The following is a 14,571-nucleotide window of genomic DNA, read 5'->3' on the forward strand; positions in this document are numbered from 1 at the left end:
CCAGCTGCCCCTCCGTCAGCGGTGAGTTTGCCCGATCCAAGGCGCGATCTGTCGCGCCGCGCCCCGTTCCCTTGCATGGGGGCAGCGGGGTTGATATCTGCGAGCTAAACCAGATCGTTTTGATCAGAAACCAGTTACGAGGTCGCATGACATCTGCCCCCCTTGATCCGATGGTTGGCACCGATAGACCCGCCGTGACCGCACCACGTCTGGAGATCCGCAACCTGCGGCGCTTCTTTGACGGGCGGGCGGTGGTGGATGACGTGTCGCTACAGATCCAGGCCGGTCAGGTGACCTGTCTTCTGGGGCCTTCGGGCTGTGGTAAGTCCACCACTTTGCGGATGATTGCCGGCGTCGAGATGCAGGACAGCGGCGAGATTTACGTCGATGGCAAGCTGATCTGCGACACCGTGTTCCGCGTTCCGCCCGAACGCCGGGAAATCGGGCTTATGTTTCAGGACTTTGCCCTGTTCCCGCATCTGAGCGTGGCCGACAATGTCGCCTTCGGACTGAAGGGCAGCAAGGACGAGAAACGCCTCCGGGTGCAGGAGCTGCTGCAGAAGGTGTCGCTGTCGCAATATATCGACGAATTCCCCCATCAGCTGTCGGGCGGCGAACAGCAGCGGGTGGCCCTGGCCCGCGCGCTGGCGCCCAAGCCGCGCATCATGCTGATGGATGAGCCGTTCTCCGGGCTGGACAATCGCCTGCGCGACGGCATTCGCGACGAGACCCTGACATTGCTGAAGGAAGAGGATGCTGCCGTCCTGCTGGTCACCCATGAGCCGGAAGAGGCGATGCGGATGGCTGATGAGATTGCGCTGATGCGGTCCGGTAAGATCGTGCAGCAGGGGGCGCCCTATAATGTCTATACCCGTCCGGTCGATCGTGCGGCGGTGGGGTTCTTCAGTGACACCAATGTTCTTCATGCCGAAGTGAATGGCGCTCTGGCCGAAACGCCCTTTGGTCAGTTTCTGGCGCCGGGTGTGCCTGATGGCACCAAGGTCGACATCGTGTTCCGCCCCCAACATCTGCGCATTGATTTTGATCGGAACGGGCGCGGCCCGCACCCGACCCCCAGCGACGGGGTAGCCGCGCGCGGCGTGGTCGAGCGGGCGCGCTTTCTAGGGCATGAGAGCCTGGTTGAATTTCGCATGGATTTCGATGGCAGCGTGCTGAAGGCGACTGTGCCCAATGTATTCCTGCCGGATGCAGGCCGGGTGATGTGGCTCACGGTTCGGCGCAACCGGTGCTTCGTCTTCCCGACCGGCAGCTGAGCTACATCCATCAGCCGGTCGTTGGCCCCGCAGCAGCATCGGACGAGTCGGCATAGGGCTGGTAGTCCATCAATCGTTTGCCGGGCTCATCCACGAACAGCTCGGGCAGGGGTTTGGCCGCCTCGATCAGGTCGACCCGGAACACCCGGAAATCGCCACGCGTTTCGCACCAGGCGGTCAGCGTCCAGACCCGGCCCCAATACTCCATATGCAAGGGGCGGATGACGCGCTCGGTCAGCGTCTCATCAATGCGGCGATAGGTCAGATGCAGCTTCTGGCGGGCCTTTATCGCGGCCCGCAAGGTTGGCATCTGCGTAAAGCCCCGCGCAGCATCGGCAAAGGGGTAGACGGCAAACTTCCACGCATCCGCCTCGGCGATGGTGCCTTCGGGCAGCACCGCGTCCACCTTGGCGGCCAGCCTCTCTGCGGCGGCCTTCAAATCCGGATCGGCGGCCTCGGCCACAATCGCCATGCCCAGGTTCAGCGCCTCCAGCTCCTCCGCAGTCAGCGTCAGCGGCGGCAGCGTGATCGCTTCGCGCACCATATAGCCGACCCCTCGTGCGCCCTCCACCGGGACACCGCTGGCAACCAGCGTATCCATGTCGCGGTAGATCGTCCGGGTCGAGACTTCCAGCCGTTCGGCGATATCCTGTGCGCGGTGCAATTTCCCGTCGCGCAGGATCTGGATAATATCAAAGAGGCGATCAGTACGGCGCATGATCTAGCCTTGGAACGGCGCGGGGAGGAGGTCAAGGCCCGACACCACGCGCAGTGATTGACGCCCCCCGCCGGATAGAGGGCGGATGCAGCGCATCCACCCTCCGTACTTGACCTGAGCCTGGCTTGCGCCCCTCAGGAGGCCATGCTCCACTGTACCTCCTCATGACGCATCTGCGCAGTGCCCTCGGCAATCGCCTGCATCAGGCTGGCGCAGAAGTCCTGCTTGTGGAACTCAGCCGCGACCGACTTGGCGGTTTCCATGTCTGCCCAGATGACATAATCGGTCCAGCGCCCGTCCTCGCCGCAACTCAGCTGTCGGTGAACAAATCCGGGCTGGGCGCGAACGAAGGATTCGCTGGCCTGGCTCAGCACGATGAATTCCGCTTCGCTCACACCTTCGGCCAGTTTGAAGGTCACAATCTCTGCAACATGTTTGCTCATCACGTCTCTCCTTGAATGCTGTGATGGAGGTGGTGTAGAGCAGGCCAACTGACATAAACCTGTCAGTTGTGTTTTCAGCAGCGCGCAAAAATGCAGTTTTGCGTGGAATCCACGCCCCTGCCGATGTCTCACGGCTTTTCCCGCCGGGGGCTCGGCGCTTAAAAACAGGTCAAACAACAACGCAGACCGTCTCCCGGCGGATCTGCCGCAGAAGGAGACGCTCTCATGCTTAACAATATCGGCCTTCCCGGCCTGCTGCTCATCGCCGTTGTGGTTCTGGTCCTCTTTGGCCGCGGCAAGATTTCCTCGCTGATGGGTGAGGTCGGCAAAGGCATCACCGCCTTCAAAAAGGGCGTGAACGACAGCACCAAGGAGCTGGAAGAAGAGACCTCCGCCGAGACCGCGCGCGACGTGACGCCCGAGACCGAAAAAGACAAGGTCTAAGCCGCGATGTTTGATCTTGGGTGGACCGAACTCATGGTTATCGGCGTTGTGGCGCTGATTGTTGTCGGGCCCAAGGACCTGCCGGTTTTGTTCCGCAATGTCGGACGGTTCGTGGGCAAGGCCAAGGGCATGGCGCGCGAATTCAGCCGGGCCATGAATGACGCCGCCGATGAGGCGGGCGTCAATGAGATGGCCAAGGGGCTGAAAGCGGCGGCCAACCCGGTCAATACCGCAATGGACGGCGTCAAACAGGCCGCGCAGGATATGGCAAAATCCATCGACCCGACCAAGTTCGACCCCGACAGTGAAACCGGGAAACTGGCCGCTGAGCGGGCTGAGGATGCCAAGAAGATCCAGGCGGCCACTGCCCGTGCCGCTGCGGACCGCAAGGCACGCGAGGCCGCAGAGGCCCAGGCCAAGGCAGCCGAAGCGGAGGCGGCCCTGGCTGCCACAGACACGTCGGCGACGTCAGAAAGTGAGACCAAGACATGAGCGCGTCCGAGGATATCGACGACAGCACAGCGCCGCTGATTGAGCATCTGGCCGAATTGCGCACCCGCCTGATCCGGGCGGTTGGCGCGTTCATCGTGGGGATCGTGCTGGCCTTCACCGTGGCAGAGCCGATCCTGCAGTTCCTGCTTGGCCCGATCGAGGAAACCCTGCGCAGCCTCGGCGACCCGTCGCCAACGCTGCAATACACCAGCCCGCAGGAATATCTGTTCACGCTGTTCCGCATCTCCATGGTGTTTGGCTTTGCGCTGTCATTCCCGGTTATCGGCTTCCAGCTCTGGCGCTTTGTGGCACCGGGGCTTTACAAGACAGAGAAGAACGCCTTTTTGCCCTTCCTCATCGCCTCGCCGGTGATGTTCCTCTTGGGGGCCAGTTTTGCCCATTTCGTGGTCACACCGCTGGCGATGGCGTTTTTCCTTGGCTTTGCCGATGTGTCATCCATCTTTGCCAACCTCTTGTCCGGCGCGGTCGACAGCCTGCCTGCGGATGCCGCCGTGGTGCCGGAAACCACAGAAGGTGTGCGCATCACCTTCTTTGGCAAGGTCAACGAGTCGCTGGACATCACGCTGAAGTTCATTATGGCCTTTGGCCTGTGTTTCCAGCTGCCGGTGCTCCTGACCCTGATGGGCAAGGCCGGGTTGGTCAGCGCAGATGGTCTTGGCAGCGTGCGCAAATACGCGGTTGTCGCCATTCTGGTGCTGGCTGCGCTGGTGACGCCGCCGGATGTGATCACCCAAGGCATCCTGTTCTCGGTGGTCTATGGCCTTTACGAGCTGTCGATCCTGTTGGTGCGTCAGGTGGAAAAGACCCGCGAGGCCAAGCTGCGCGCAGAAGGCTACTATGATGACGAGGATGATGACGGCGACGATCTGTACGAGGAGATGGGCCGGCATCCCGAAGACGACCCGCTGATGGCCGAGTTCGACGATGAGGACGACGGCAAGACCCGGTAATCCAGACCGGATCTGCTCCTGCTAGATCTGGACCAGCATATCGAGAAAGGGCGCGCCGGAGACGGTGCGCCCTTCCTTATGCGGCCGGGGCGCCATGGCGGATCGGGCAGGGGTGTATAGGCTGCCCCCTTGCTCGCGCAGCCGGAACATGCTTTGACGCCGGTAACCCACCGACGGAGACACCCATGGACCAGACCAAACCCACCCGCGTTGTTCTTTCCAGCGATCACGCGGCAATCGACCTGCGCCAGGCCATTGCCACGCATATTGCCGCAAACGGATATGAGGTGGTTGATATCGGTCCGACAACACCGGAAAGCACACATTACCCCAAACATGGCGCGGCGGCGGCAGAGCGTGTTGCCTCGGGTGATTGCGATCTGGGCATTATCCTCTGCGGCACCGGCCAGGGCATCATGATGGCCGCGAACAAGGTCAAAGGCATCCGCTGCGGCGTCTGCTCAGAGACTTTCTCGGCCAAGATGATCCGCCAGCACAATAACGCCAACATGCTCTCTATCGGAGCGCGTGTGGTAGGCGACAGCCTGGCGATTGAAATTGTCGATGCCTTCCTCAATGCTGAGTTCGAGGGCGGCCGACATGCCACGCGCGTCGACATGATCGAGCCGCAGGACAGCTGAGCCCGAGCGCGCCGATACGCCCCACGTGCAATAGACCGGAGGCCCCGATGGATGACACAAGCCTGAGCCGCATCGCCGATGCGCTGGAACGGATGGCACCTGCGCCACTGAAGGCGCCTGACTTTGGTGCTGCCTCTGCCTTTGTCTGGCATGTGGCCCCGGACCGGCTGGAGGCTGTCGAAACCGTGAACCGCGTCGATCTTGAGCTGCTGCTGGGGATCGACCGCGCGCGCGACACGCTGCTGGACAATACCCGCCGCTTTGCCGCCGGGTTCGGCGCCAATAATGCACTGCTCTGGGGCGCGCGGGGGATGGGTAAATCCAGCCTTGTGAAAGCGATCCACGGACAGCTGTCGCCGGACTTCCCCGCTCTGAAACTGGTGGAGCTGCAGCGCGAGGATCTGCCATCGGTCGCGCGTCTGCTGAACCATCTGCGGGCAGCGCCCGAGCGGTTCATCCTGTTCTGCGATGACCTGTCCTTCGGCCATGACGATCAGCACTACAAAAGCCTGAAAGCGGTGCTGGATGGCGGCATCGAAGGTCGGCCGGACAATGTGCTGTTCTATGCCACCTCCAATCGCCGTCATCTGATGCCGCGTGATATGATCGAGAACGAACGCTCCAGCGCCATCAACCCGTCGGAAGCGGTTGAGGAAAAGGTCTCTCTCTCGGATCGGTTCGGGCTGTGGCTGGGTTTCCACCCCTGCGATCAGGATGAATATCTCGCCATGATATCAGGCTATTGCGCGGCCTATGGCGTTGTGGTGCCGGAACCGGTTCTGCGCGCCGAGGCGATCGAATGGCAGGCCACGCGCGGCGCCCGCTCGGGCCGGGTGGCCTGGCAGTTTTTTACCGATCTGGCCGGCCGCCATGGGGTGAAGGTCAGCTGACCGCAAAGACGGCAGCAGCCATGATTGAACAGCTGTGATCAACCAAAAGACGGCGCTCGGGATGACCCGGAGCGCCGTCTCTTTATTGCCTGTTGCCGCTTGCGACGTTTATTGCAGATAGGGGAGCGGATCGACGCTTTCAAAGCCGTTGCGCACCTCGAAATGCACATAGGCAGCGGGTCCGTCCCGCAATGCGGCGATGGTCTGACCGCGCGAAACGGTGTCGCCCTTGTTGACCTCGATCTTGTCGACATTGGCATAGACCGTCAGCAGCTTGGCGTCGTGGCGGATCACAATGATCGGAATATTGTTGGAATCCTTGGTGATCGCCGCCACCGTACCGCCATCGGCGGCCTGCACCGGGGCGCCCGCTGCACCTGCGATATCAATGCCGTCGTTCTTGCCCTTGGAATAGGTGCGGATGATCTTGCCCTTGACCGGGAAGCCCATCGCGGCGCTGGAGCTGCGGGTCGGGGTCGGGACCTCTACCTTAGGCAGCGCTTTCGGCGCCTGGGCCGCGGGGGCGACGGTTTCCTGCGGCAGTGGCTTGGTGGCGCTTGGCGGCAGGGGCGTATTGGTGCCTTCACCCGGCGCGGTGACGGTGGCGGCGGCTGGAACCACCGCTGCGGATGCTTCCTTGCGCGGGGCTGGGCGGTCCTTCAGCGGGATCAGCAGGAACTGGCCCTCACGGATGGCAAAATCGCTGCCGAGGCCGTTCCATTCCGCAAGGGATTTCACCGGCACCTGATAAAGCCGCGAGACGGTATAAGCGGTTTCGCCGCGCTTCACCTTATGGCGCACCGGCTCTGGGCCGCTTTGGACCTGCGGCTTGCTTGCGGTCGGCTGCGGTGCCAGCGGCGTTGTGCTGACGGTGCTTGCCGCCGAGGGTGTGGTCGATGGGGCGCTGTCGATCGCATCCCCCGCCAGCGAGGCGATATCGACGCCGCCGCTGGTCGCCGTACCGGGTGCGCGGCGGGGCAGGGCAATGATCTCCCCCTGCCGCAGCGGATCGTCGGGCTTCATCCCGTTGAACCGGGCCAGCTCGCTGGCGGGCAGACCAATGCGGCCTGCCACATCGTTCAGCGTATCGCCGCGACGGGCAACGGCCACCTGATAGGATGGATAGGTGATCAGCCCCTTGGCATCGGGTTTCGGGCGGCTGGCGGTTGCGGTCTGCGCCGCCTTTGTCGTGTTGAACGCACCGATCTGGCCGCGCAGGTCGTAATCCAGCGGTGCCTCGCAGGCCGCCAGCACGGCCACCAGCGGCAGTGCCATCAGCGCCTTGCGTCCTGTCACACGATTGCGGTGGGTGGGTACAGTCACTGTCATTTCGCTCTCCTCGGAACGCCGTTCCCGTCTTGCGGGCCCCCATTATCCCTGGGGCTTGCCAATAGTCTGTCGGCCAGCCACGCGATCCCGCTGGAGGATGTCCGGAGCGGTTGGGGTGGGCGGGTCTCTTGCCCCTCCCTTACGTGTCTTTGCCGATCCCCTCAAGCAGGGGAACAAAACGCACCGGGCGCAATTCGTCGTATTCGAGGCCGCTGTCGGTTTTTTGAACACGGATCAGCGTCTGTACAGTGTCGGACTGCCCCACGGGCACCACCATAATACCGCCGGTCTTCAGCTGCGCCAAGAGTGGGCCGGGCGGGTCTTCGGCGGCAGCGGTCACGATGATTCGATCAAAAGGCGCCTGTTCGGGCAGGCCGTGGCTGCCATCGCCGACCAGCGAGGTAATATTGGACAGGTGCAGTTGATCGAAGATCTGCCGCGCCTCCCGCACCAGCCGCGCATGACGATCCACGGTATAGACCCGCCGCGCCAGCTTGCTCAGGATCGCGGCCTGATAGCCAGAGCCGGTGCCAACTTCCAGCACCGTATCGCGGGGCGAGATCTGCAAGGCCTGGGTCATCAGACCGACAACAGAGGGCTGCGAAATGGTCTGCCCGCAGGCGATCGGCAACGGCATATCCTCGTAGGCGCGCGCCGAAAACAGCCCCCGCACAAAGGGGCCGCGGTCGATCTGTTCCATTGCATCGAGGACCTGCGCATCCGTCACCCCGCGCGAGCGCAGGGCGAACAGGAACTGCATCTTGGTTTCAGCTGTCGGGTCGCTCATTCAATGCCCTTCAGGCGCTCCAGCGCATCTGTCGCGGTCAGATCCGCCCGCATCGGCGTCACGGAGATATAGCCTGCCAGGTTCTGCGCTGCGTCACTGCCCTCGGCGGTGGCAACATGCTGGTTGCCACCACGGATCCACAGGTAGCGCCGCCCGTTGGGGGAGGTCTGCTCCTCGGCCGAGAAATGGCTGCCGCGCCGGAAACCCTGCGGTGAAATCCGCCGTCCCTTCACATCAGCGGCAGGGACAGGTGGGAAATTAATGTTGTAAAACAAGCGGTAATCGGCGTCTTCCTTGGGCTGCGCTTCCAAGATGGAACGGATCAGATCGGCACCATGTTGGGCGGCTGCCTCAAACGGGTTTTCAAGCTGCGCGTTCTGAGGCCCAAAATACTGCGACAGGCCCATGGCCGGAATGCCCTGCAATGCCGCCTCCATCGCCCCGCCGAGGGTGCCGGAGTAGAGCGCGTTCTCGGCAGAATTGTTGCCCCGGTTTACCCCGGACAACACCAGATCCGGTTGCTGGTCTTTCATCACCACATGCAGCCCGGCCAACACACAGTCCGCAGGCGATCCTTCTGCGGCAAAGCGATGTTCGCCCAGCTGGCTCAGCATGAAGGGGCGGGTGTAGCTGATGCAATGACCAACGCCGGATTGCTCAAACGCCGGTGCCACTGTCCAGACTTCTCCGCCGGGACCTGCAACCTCGCGGGCGATCTGCTCCAGAACCGCAAGGCCGGGGGCGCTGATGCCATCGTCATTGGTGATCAGAATTCGCATGGACGGGGCCTCTCGTCTGGCTCTGGCAGCCTATGTGTCGGGCGTGATTACGCCGATCTGCACTCCAGACCTGAATAAGATGTGGGGCAAAAGGGGGCAAGCCTTTCCCCGTCGTGACCCCGACCAGAGCGCCCGGCGCCAGCCCCTGCGGCACAGAGGTCACAGATTTTCTGGCCCGCTTGAAAACCAGAACGACCGGCGCCCGTTGCAGGCACCGGTCGGCGGAAAGCCGCGTGTTCGCGCAGTTTGCGGGTGTCTCTGACCCTCAGATCAGTCGGCGGCGGCCAGAATCTCGGGGAGCAGCCGTGCGGCCTCGGCCTGCGGCGTGCTCAGGGCATCGCGATCTTCACCCGGAAAGAACCGTGCGCGCACCGCTGTCGCCATCGGATTTGGCGCCAGCACCTGCACCTTGGGGCCGGTCTTGGCGCTTTCGACCTGCCAGCTGTTGGCCAGCGACATCTGCGCGGCCTTGCTGGCGCCATAGGCTCCAAAGAATTTCTCGCCCGCGCGGGGATCGTCAAAGAATACGGCCTGACCGGTCTGCCCCAGAAGCGGCGCCACATAGGGGATCAGAACGGAGGGTGCCGTGGCATTGATCGCGATGGATTTCTGCCAGTCCTTGGCCGCCACGAATTGCGCCGGGCTCAGCGGCGCGGCGTGAATGGCGGTGTGCAGCCAGAGGTCCAGCCGCCCCCAGCGATCATGGATGCCCCGGCAGAGCGTGGCCATGGCCTCCGGAACGGTGATATCCATAGGGGCCAGAGTCGCCGAGCCACCGTTGGCCTTGATACGATCGTCCAGCTCTTCCAATGCGCCTGTGGTGCGGGCCACGGCGACGATGTGATGCGTCGGCGCCAATGCCTCTGCGAGGGCGGCGCCCAGGCCCCGTGAGGCCCCGGTGATGAGAGCGAGTTTCTGTGTCATGGGCGCCTTGTGCGGCGCAGCGCGGCGCGGGTCAAGGGGCCAAAGCGGCGCAGCGGTCTCAAGCCTGGGCGTGATGCCCGTCCGCGCGCCGGTTGCGGGTCACCCGCCCGGCATCGCCAGACGTGATGCCTTGCCGTTTTTCTGAAGGATCAGGCCGTCGGCATCAATGGCAACAACTTCGCCACCGGACAGGCGGCTGCCGCGGGTCACGATCTGCATGCGGCCGTTCGGCATCCGCACCATGGCGCTCAGGTTGTCGTTGGCGCCGAACAACCCCAGAAGGCTGAGGCGGTTGCGGTGCAATGCGTCTTTCTGGGTGGCATGACCGGCGACATTGGCCGGCGTCTTGCCATTCTCACGATTTGCCATTCTGGACAGGATTTCTTTCTTGTGCGGTATCGACCTTCGGCTATCAGCTGCGCACTGCCGGGAACAGGGGGCGCCGAGAGCGTGGGCAAGCCCATGCCGGTGCGCCCCGGCGCCCTGCGCAAACGCCCGCCCATTCCGCCAAGTGACCCTGCGCAATTGCGCGCAGGGGGCTTGAAGTCTCAGGTGTCGCATCTTGCAAGAGCGACAGTGCAGCGCCTAGGCGGCGCGCAGATCAGCCTCCTCAGGCATCATAGATGAGCGAGGGCAGATCGTGGCCATAGGCATAAAGCAGCCCCAGCAACTCTTCCATCTGCGCGCCGACCATCTGCAGATTGTAAAGCGGGTGATCCGGCTCGGAGATCTGTAGCTCAGGGTATTGCCCTTCGGGCCGCATATGCAGCATCGCTTCAACAGACTCGCTGTCATCGGGCGGAATGGCATTGGCCAGCCAGGCCCGCTTGCTGTCCATATCTTCGGTGTCCTGCATCTCGAACCGGTCGAGATAGGCATCGAAATCCTCTTGGCTGAGCCGCGCCCATGTGCCCAGAATGAACTCTTCTCCACGGGTGTCCGCCAGCGGTACAGCCAGCACCGCCCGCACAAAGCGCAGATGCCCCAGGCGGCAGAAATCTTCGGTCAGCACATCCCCCGCCTGCGCCGAGATCGCCGTGTTGTCATGCACGAACATATCCTCCGGGCAGACGTCGGGCCGGTCGCAGCTGAGGCTCAACAGCTGGGCAAACGTCGCTCCGCAACAGCGACACTGGCGCTGTGAGCCAAGCATGCGGGCGAGATGTGGATCCAAGGGGACGGCCTTTCGGGGGCAGGGGCAAAAAGGAAAGAGGCGCCGATCTGGTGATCAGCGCCTCATGAGTCGTACTGATATCGGCTGCGCTCTTACTCTGCCGGCGACTTCATTTCAAACCCCCGTTCGACCATATCGGTCGGAACAACAGGGTATTCGCCCGAGAAACAGGCATCACAATACTGCGGGCATTTGCTGTTACGGCCCTGATCCTGCCCGACGGCCCGGTAAAGCCCGTCCAGCGAGATGAACTTCAGGCTGTCCACGGCCAGATGTTTGGCCATCTGATCCTCGGACATGGTTGCGGCCAGCAGCTTGTCACGTTCGGGCGTGTCCACACCATAGAAACAGGGCCAAGCGGTCGGCGGCGAGGCAATGCGGAAATGCACCTCGCTGGCCCCGGCATCCAGGATCATCTCCTTGATCTTGCGCGATGTTGTCCCACGCACCACGGAATCATCCACCAGGATCACCCGCTTGCCCTCGATCAGGGCGCGGTTCACGTTCAGCTTCAGGCGCACGCCCATGTTGCGGATCTGCTCGGTCGGCTCAATGAAAGTCCGGCCCATATACTGGTTGCGGATGATCCCCATCGCATAGGGAATGCCCGATTGCAGCGAATAGCCGATCGCTGCGGGCGTGCCGCTGTCCGGCACCGGGCAGACCAGATCCGCCTCGACCGGGTTTTCCTTTGCCAGCTCGCGACCGATGGCTTCGCGGGTCTCATAGACGGACCGCCCGCCAAGGATCGAATCAGGGCGGGAGAAATAGACATGTTCAAAGATGCAGAACTTGGACGACTGGCGGCGGAACGGGAAATGGCTCTCGACACCTTTGTCGGTGATCACCACCATTTCGCCCGGCTCGATCTCGCGCAGGAACTCGGCGCCGATGATGTCCAGCGCACAGGTCTCCGAACTCAGTGCATAGCCTTCGCCGACCCGACCCAGCACCAGCGGGCGCACGCCCAGCGGGTCGCGGACACCGATCAGCTTGGTCCGGGTCATGGCAACAACCGAGAAGGCGCCTTCGACCCGGCGCAGCGCATCTTCCATCCGCTCCGGGATATTGCGCTGCAACGAGCGGGCCATCAGATGAATGATGCACTCACTGTCGGACGAGCTCTGGAAGATCGAGCCGCGCTCGATCAGTTCGCGGCGCAGGGCATTGGCGTTGGTGATATTGCCGTTGTGGGCAATCGCTGCACCGCCCATAGCGAATTCGCCAAAGAAAGGCTGCACGTCCCGGATCGCAGTCTGACCCTTGGACCCGGCGGTGGAATAGCGCACATGGCCAATCCCGATGGGGCCGGGCAGGGTAGACATCACATCCTGCGAGGTGAAGTTGTCGCGGACATAGCCGAAACGACGGGCGCTCTGGAACCCTTCGACAGGATCATGGGTGACAATGCCGCCGGCCTCCTGTCCCCGGTGTTGCAGGGCGTGCAGGCCGAGCGCGACAAAGTTGGAAGCGTCCTGGACGCCGACGACGCCAAAGATGCCGCATTCTTCGCGCAGCTTGTCATCGTCAAACGGGTGGGCGGGGGGCATCTGCGGCATCGGCAAGGCGGTGTAGCTCCGAATCCGGTTGTCAGGATGTCCCCCACATAGAGGGTCCGTCCGCGCATGTCACCCAAGGATCACGGTTTCACGACAGTTGGGTAAAAAAACCGCAGCCCTGACCGCCGTCGGACAGCCGCCAAAAACAAAAAACCTGCGAAATATCGCAGGCCGCAGGAGGGGGGTGCCGGAGCATATTTATTTGGCGAACAGCGTGGGATATGCAGATCCCGTGACCGGCAACGTCCAGATCCGTGTCCGGTTCGCGCCCGCGTCAGCCTCAGGCGGCCAGCAGCCCGCGCAGCATGTCAAAGGCGGAGAGCACATCGTCACGGTCATCTTCGCGGCTGTCGGTCTCGTCCTTGCCCGCGTCAGAAAGAGCACGCCCGTCCTCGCTGGCGAGGATCTGACGGGTTTCGGCCAGCGACAGCGCCCGGAAGGCACCATCATCGGCGCTGTTGGCGGTGTTCTCATGTGCAACATGTACCAGCATCCCGCAGGCAGCCCAGATCATTTCTTCCTCGGCAAAGGACAGATAGATGCGGGCCATCTTCTCCGGCATGGCGGCAGAGATGCCGTTGTAGCCAATCAGCGACACCACCTTGGTGATCGCGGTGGGCACATCAAACAGCCTCTCGACGGCAGCCAGTTCCAGACCAACCTGCTGATCGGCGGGCAGCATCAGATCGTCATCATTGCCCAAAGCGCCGGCGGGGACATGCACCAGAGAAGTGAGGCGCGGCACCGCGTGTTTGACACCGGTCACCTCCTGCGCACCGCCATCCAGGGTGTAGACTTTGTCGCCGGGCTTGACGTGACGGGCCTGTACAAACCCACGCTCGGTCTCGATCATCATATGCGGCAGCAGACCGCCGGTGCGCGGACGCAGGCGGCTGCGGTTGGATGCGGCAGGGCGCGCAGCTGTCGGGAAATCCATCAGAAGACCAACCGGCTGACAGTCCGCAAATGATGTCGAGTGATCCAGCAGCATGGTGTTGTCCTTCTGAGCGATAGGCCTGACGTTCTGTCCGGCGTCTTGTTGACACCAATGTGCGCTCCGAATTTGGACGGAATTGGGGCAAGGATCGGGCCGATTGGGACAACAGCGGGGTTTTTGGTCTCCAAAGCTGCCTCATTCCCCAAATTGTTGCCGAAAAACACCTCCGATCACAGGATTTGTTAACTTTTATCGGTTTGCCCCCGCGTTCAGCACATGGAGCAGGGAGGCGATCAGGCGCTAAAAATCGCGATTCTAATTGGTTAATAAAGCGTTAATGGGCGTTCTTGATGTTAGGAAAGGTAAACGCCAGTCGGGGCTGGAATGTCGGAATTGGATAAGTCGCCATCGCTCCAAAGTCCGCACTGCGCAGCCCTAACCGGAGGCTGCTATGGCCAGTCGAGGCGGCGCTGCCCATGGGCGCCACAACGCGCCTCCTGTCCCAGGCGTGACCCGATGTATTAAAAAAGGGCGCCCGAAGGCGCCCCGTTTCAGTCTGGTTGTAATCCCGTTTCTCGCCCGCACCCGTGATCCGCGCAGCCACCCACTGGCGGCGGATCGGCGTCCGTCTCACTTGTCGCAGGAGCCGATCAGGCTTTCATATTGTGTGGTCACCCAGCCAAGCGCCTGCTCGGGGTTGCGGTCTTCGATCTTGCCGATCATCCGCTCAAACACCACCGCAGAGCGGCTCTCGTCCACGATGGTAAAGCTCTGGCCGGTCATCACCACATTATAGAGGAAGAAGGCAATCGCCACCAACAGGATGCCGCGCAGCACCCCGAAGAAGAAGCCGATCCCCTGATCCAGCCCGCCAAGCGCCGAGCGCTGGACCAATGATGAGAACAGCGGCGTGAAGAACGACACCACAATCAGCGCCAGCGCAAAGACCGCGGCAAACGCCGCGATGATCGACAACTCGCAGCTGTCCGCAATGAACTCCCCGATGACCGGGATCTCGGCCATCAGCGGCTCAACCTGTGGCGCAAACAGAAAGGCCAAGATGGCGGCGGCGATCCAACCAGCGATGGCCATCGCCTCACGCACGAAACCGCGCGAATAGGCCAGCAACGCTGATACAACAATGACCAGGGCCACGACCCCGTCGATAATGGTGAAACCTTCCATGTCCCTCGCCCGTTAACCTGCGAT

General features: G+C 62.4%; 17 protein-coding genes. 6 read left to right on the plus strand and 11 right to left on the minus strand.

Features of this window, described 5'->3' with window-relative positions; genetic code table 11:
- Positions 1–146 precede the first annotated feature (146 nt).
- Positions 147–1,274, plus strand: a complete 1,128-nt coding sequence (locus VWY75_RS06310) for an ABC transporter ATP-binding protein (RefSeq protein ID WP_340545141.1) — start codon at positions 147–149, stop codon at positions 1,272–1,274.
- Positions 1,275–1,284: 10 nt separating this feature from the next.
- Here the strand turns inward: VWY75_RS06310 and VWY75_RS06315 are convergent, their stop codons facing one another.
- Both VWY75_RS06315 and VWY75_RS06320 read right to left on the minus strand, forming a co-directional pair.
- Positions 1,285–1,992: a helix-turn-helix transcriptional regulator gene (locus tag VWY75_RS06315; RefSeq protein ID WP_416537781.1), complete on the minus strand. Its 708-nt coding sequence runs from the start codon at positions 1,990–1,992 to the stop codon at positions 1,285–1,287.
- A gap of 134 nt (positions 1,993–2,126) precedes the next feature.
- A complete protein-coding gene (locus VWY75_RS06320) occupies positions 2,127–2,435 on the minus strand; it encodes an antibiotic biosynthesis monooxygenase family protein (protein ID WP_416535921.1) in 309 nt (102 codons plus the stop codon).
- A gap of 225 nt (positions 2,436–2,660) precedes the next feature.
- On the opposite strand from VWY75_RS06320, the gene tatA reads away from it, so the two are divergent.
- The 5 genes from tatA (at position 2,661) to VWY75_RS06345 (ending at position 5,873) form a co-directional block, all read left to right on the plus strand.
- On the plus strand, positions 2,661–2,879 hold the full coding sequence (gene tatA / locus VWY75_RS06325) for a twin-arginine translocase TatA/TatE family subunit (RefSeq protein WP_416537780.1): 219 nt from the start codon (positions 2,661–2,663) through the stop codon (positions 2,877–2,879).
- Positions 2,880–2,885: 6 nt separating this feature from the next.
- Positions 2,886–3,371, plus strand: coding sequence for a Sec-independent protein translocase protein TatB (tatB, locus tag VWY75_RS06330; protein ID WP_260087519.1), 486 nt, complete (start codon positions 2,886–2,888; stop codon positions 3,369–3,371).
- Entirely contained in the window at positions 3,368–4,342 is a 975-nt protein-coding gene (tatC, locus tag VWY75_RS06335; protein WP_416537779.1) for a twin-arginine translocase subunit TatC, read from the plus strand. The genes tatB and tatC overlap by 4 nt, the downstream gene beginning before the upstream one ends.
- A 185-nt stretch (positions 4,343–4,527) precedes the next feature.
- Complete coding sequence (gene rpiB / locus VWY75_RS06340; RefSeq protein WP_416535920.1) at positions 4,528–4,983, plus strand: ribose 5-phosphate isomerase B; 456 nt, start codon at positions 4,528–4,530, stop codon at positions 4,981–4,983.
- Positions 4,984–5,030: 47 nt separating this feature from the next.
- Positions 5,031–5,873, plus strand: coding sequence for an ATP-binding protein (locus VWY75_RS06345; RefSeq protein ID WP_416537778.1), 843 nt, complete (start codon positions 5,031–5,033; stop codon positions 5,871–5,873).
- 108 nt (positions 5,874–5,981) lie between these two features.
- Here the strand turns inward: VWY75_RS06345 and VWY75_RS06350 are convergent, their stop codons facing one another.
- From VWY75_RS06350 to VWY75_RS06390, 9 genes are all read right to left on the minus strand, one after another.
- Positions 5,982–7,202 carry a peptidoglycan DD-metalloendopeptidase family protein gene (locus tag VWY75_RS06350; RefSeq protein WP_416537777.1) on the minus strand — a complete coding sequence of 407 codons (1,221 nt, stop codon included), beginning with the start codon at positions 7,200–7,202 and terminating at the stop codon, positions 5,982–5,984.
- A 139-nt stretch (positions 7,203–7,341) separates the two neighbouring features.
- Positions 7,342–7,989, minus strand: a complete 648-nt coding sequence (locus VWY75_RS06355; RefSeq protein ID WP_340545148.1) for a protein-L-isoaspartate(D-aspartate) O-methyltransferase — start codon at positions 7,987–7,989, stop codon at positions 7,342–7,344.
- A complete protein-coding gene (gene surE / locus VWY75_RS06360; protein ID WP_416535917.1) occupies positions 7,986–8,768 on the minus strand; it encodes a 5'/3'-nucleotidase SurE in 783 nt (260 codons plus the stop codon). Before surE ends, VWY75_RS06355 begins: the two co-directional genes overlap by 4 nt.
- A gap of 270 nt (positions 8,769–9,038) precedes the next feature.
- Positions 9,039–9,692, minus strand: coding sequence for an SDR family NAD(P)-dependent oxidoreductase (locus VWY75_RS06365; protein WP_416537776.1), 654 nt, complete (start codon positions 9,690–9,692; stop codon positions 9,039–9,041).
- Positions 9,693–9,791: 99 nt separating this feature from the next.
- Complete coding sequence (locus VWY75_RS06370) at positions 9,792–10,061, minus strand: hypothetical protein (protein ID WP_340545151.1); 270 nt, start codon at positions 10,059–10,061, stop codon at positions 9,792–9,794.
- A 241-nt stretch (positions 10,062–10,302) separates the two neighbouring features.
- Positions 10,303–10,845: a DUF2199 domain-containing protein gene (locus tag VWY75_RS06375; protein WP_340546295.1), complete on the minus strand. Its 543-nt coding sequence runs from the start codon at positions 10,843–10,845 to the stop codon at positions 10,303–10,305.
- A 113-nt stretch (positions 10,846–10,958) separates the two neighbouring features.
- Positions 10,959–12,416, minus strand: a complete 1,458-nt coding sequence (gene purF / locus VWY75_RS06380; protein WP_374015315.1) for an amidophosphoribosyltransferase — start codon at positions 12,414–12,416, stop codon at positions 10,959–10,961.
- Between the two features lie 289 nt (positions 12,417–12,705).
- The gene (locus VWY75_RS06385) at positions 12,706–13,416 is read right to left on the minus strand and encodes a Hint domain-containing protein (protein ID WP_416537775.1); all 711 of its coding nucleotides are present in this window, start codon (positions 13,414–13,416) and stop codon (positions 12,706–12,708) included.
- Between the two features lie 576 nt (positions 13,417–13,992).
- Positions 13,993–14,547: a CvpA family protein gene (locus VWY75_RS06390; RefSeq protein ID WP_340545154.1), complete on the minus strand. Its 555-nt coding sequence runs from the start codon at positions 14,545–14,547 to the stop codon at positions 13,993–13,995.
- Positions 14,548–14,571 lie beyond the last annotated feature (24 nt).

Source organism: Phaeobacter sp. JH20_08 (assembly GCF_048056635.1).
Lineage (GTDB): Bacteria > Pseudomonadota > Alphaproteobacteria > Rhodobacterales > Rhodobacteraceae > Phaeobacter > Phaeobacter bryozoorum.

Excerpts from the sequence above, each read along its gene's own strand:
- VWY75_RS06310 (WP_340545141.1), top strand. The coding sequence starts at position 147 with ATGACATCTGCCCCCCTTGATCCGATGGTTGGCACCGATAGACCCGCC.
- VWY75_RS06315 (WP_416537781.1), bottom strand. The coding sequence starts at position 1,992 with ATGCGCCGTACTGATCGCCTCTTTGATATTATCCAGATCCTGCGCGAC.
- VWY75_RS06320 (WP_416535921.1), bottom strand. The coding sequence starts at position 2,435 with ATGAGCAAACATGTTGCAGAGATTGTGACCTTCAAACTGGCCGAAGGT.
- tatA (WP_416537780.1), top strand. The coding sequence starts at position 2,661 with ATGCTTAACAATATCGGCCTTCCCGGCCTGCTGCTCATCGCCGTTGTG.
- tatB (WP_260087519.1), top strand. The coding sequence starts at position 2,886 with ATGTTTGATCTTGGGTGGACCGAACTCATGGTTATCGGCGTTGTGGCG.
- tatC (WP_416537779.1), top strand. The coding sequence starts at position 3,368 with ATGAGCGCGTCCGAGGATATCGACGACAGCACAGCGCCGCTGATTGAG.
- rpiB (WP_416535920.1), top strand. The coding sequence starts at position 4,528 with ATGGACCAGACCAAACCCACCCGCGTTGTTCTTTCCAGCGATCACGCG.
- VWY75_RS06345 (WP_416537778.1), top strand. The coding sequence starts at position 5,031 with ATGGATGACACAAGCCTGAGCCGCATCGCCGATGCGCTGGAACGGATG.
- VWY75_RS06350 (WP_416537777.1), bottom strand. The coding sequence starts at position 7,202 with ATGACAGTGACTGTACCCACCCACCGCAATCGTGTGACAGGACGCAAG.
- VWY75_RS06355 (WP_340545148.1), bottom strand. The coding sequence starts at position 7,989 with ATGAGCGACCCGACAGCTGAAACCAAGATGCAGTTCCTGTTCGCCCTG.
- surE (WP_416535917.1), bottom strand. The coding sequence starts at position 8,768 with ATGCGAATTCTGATCACCAATGACGATGGCATCAGCGCCCCCGGCCTT.
- VWY75_RS06365 (WP_416537776.1), bottom strand. The coding sequence starts at position 9,692 with ATGACACAGAAACTCGCTCTCATCACCGGGGCCTCACGGGGCCTGGGC.
- VWY75_RS06370 (WP_340545151.1), bottom strand. The coding sequence starts at position 10,061 with ATGGCAAATCGTGAGAATGGCAAGACGCCGGCCAATGTCGCCGGTCAT.
- VWY75_RS06375 (WP_340546295.1), bottom strand. The coding sequence starts at position 10,845 with ATGCTTGGCTCACAGCGCCAGTGTCGCTGTTGCGGAGCGACGTTTGCC.
- purF (WP_374015315.1), bottom strand. The coding sequence starts at position 12,416 with ATGCCCCCCGCCCACCCGTTTGACGATGACAAGCTGCGCGAAGAATGC.
- VWY75_RS06385 (WP_416537775.1), bottom strand. The coding sequence starts at position 13,416 with ATGCTGCTGGATCACTCGACATCATTTGCGGACTGTCAGCCGGTTGGT.
- VWY75_RS06390 (WP_340545154.1), bottom strand. The coding sequence starts at position 14,547 with ATGGAAGGTTTCACCATTATCGACGGGGTCGTGGCCCTGGTCATTGTT.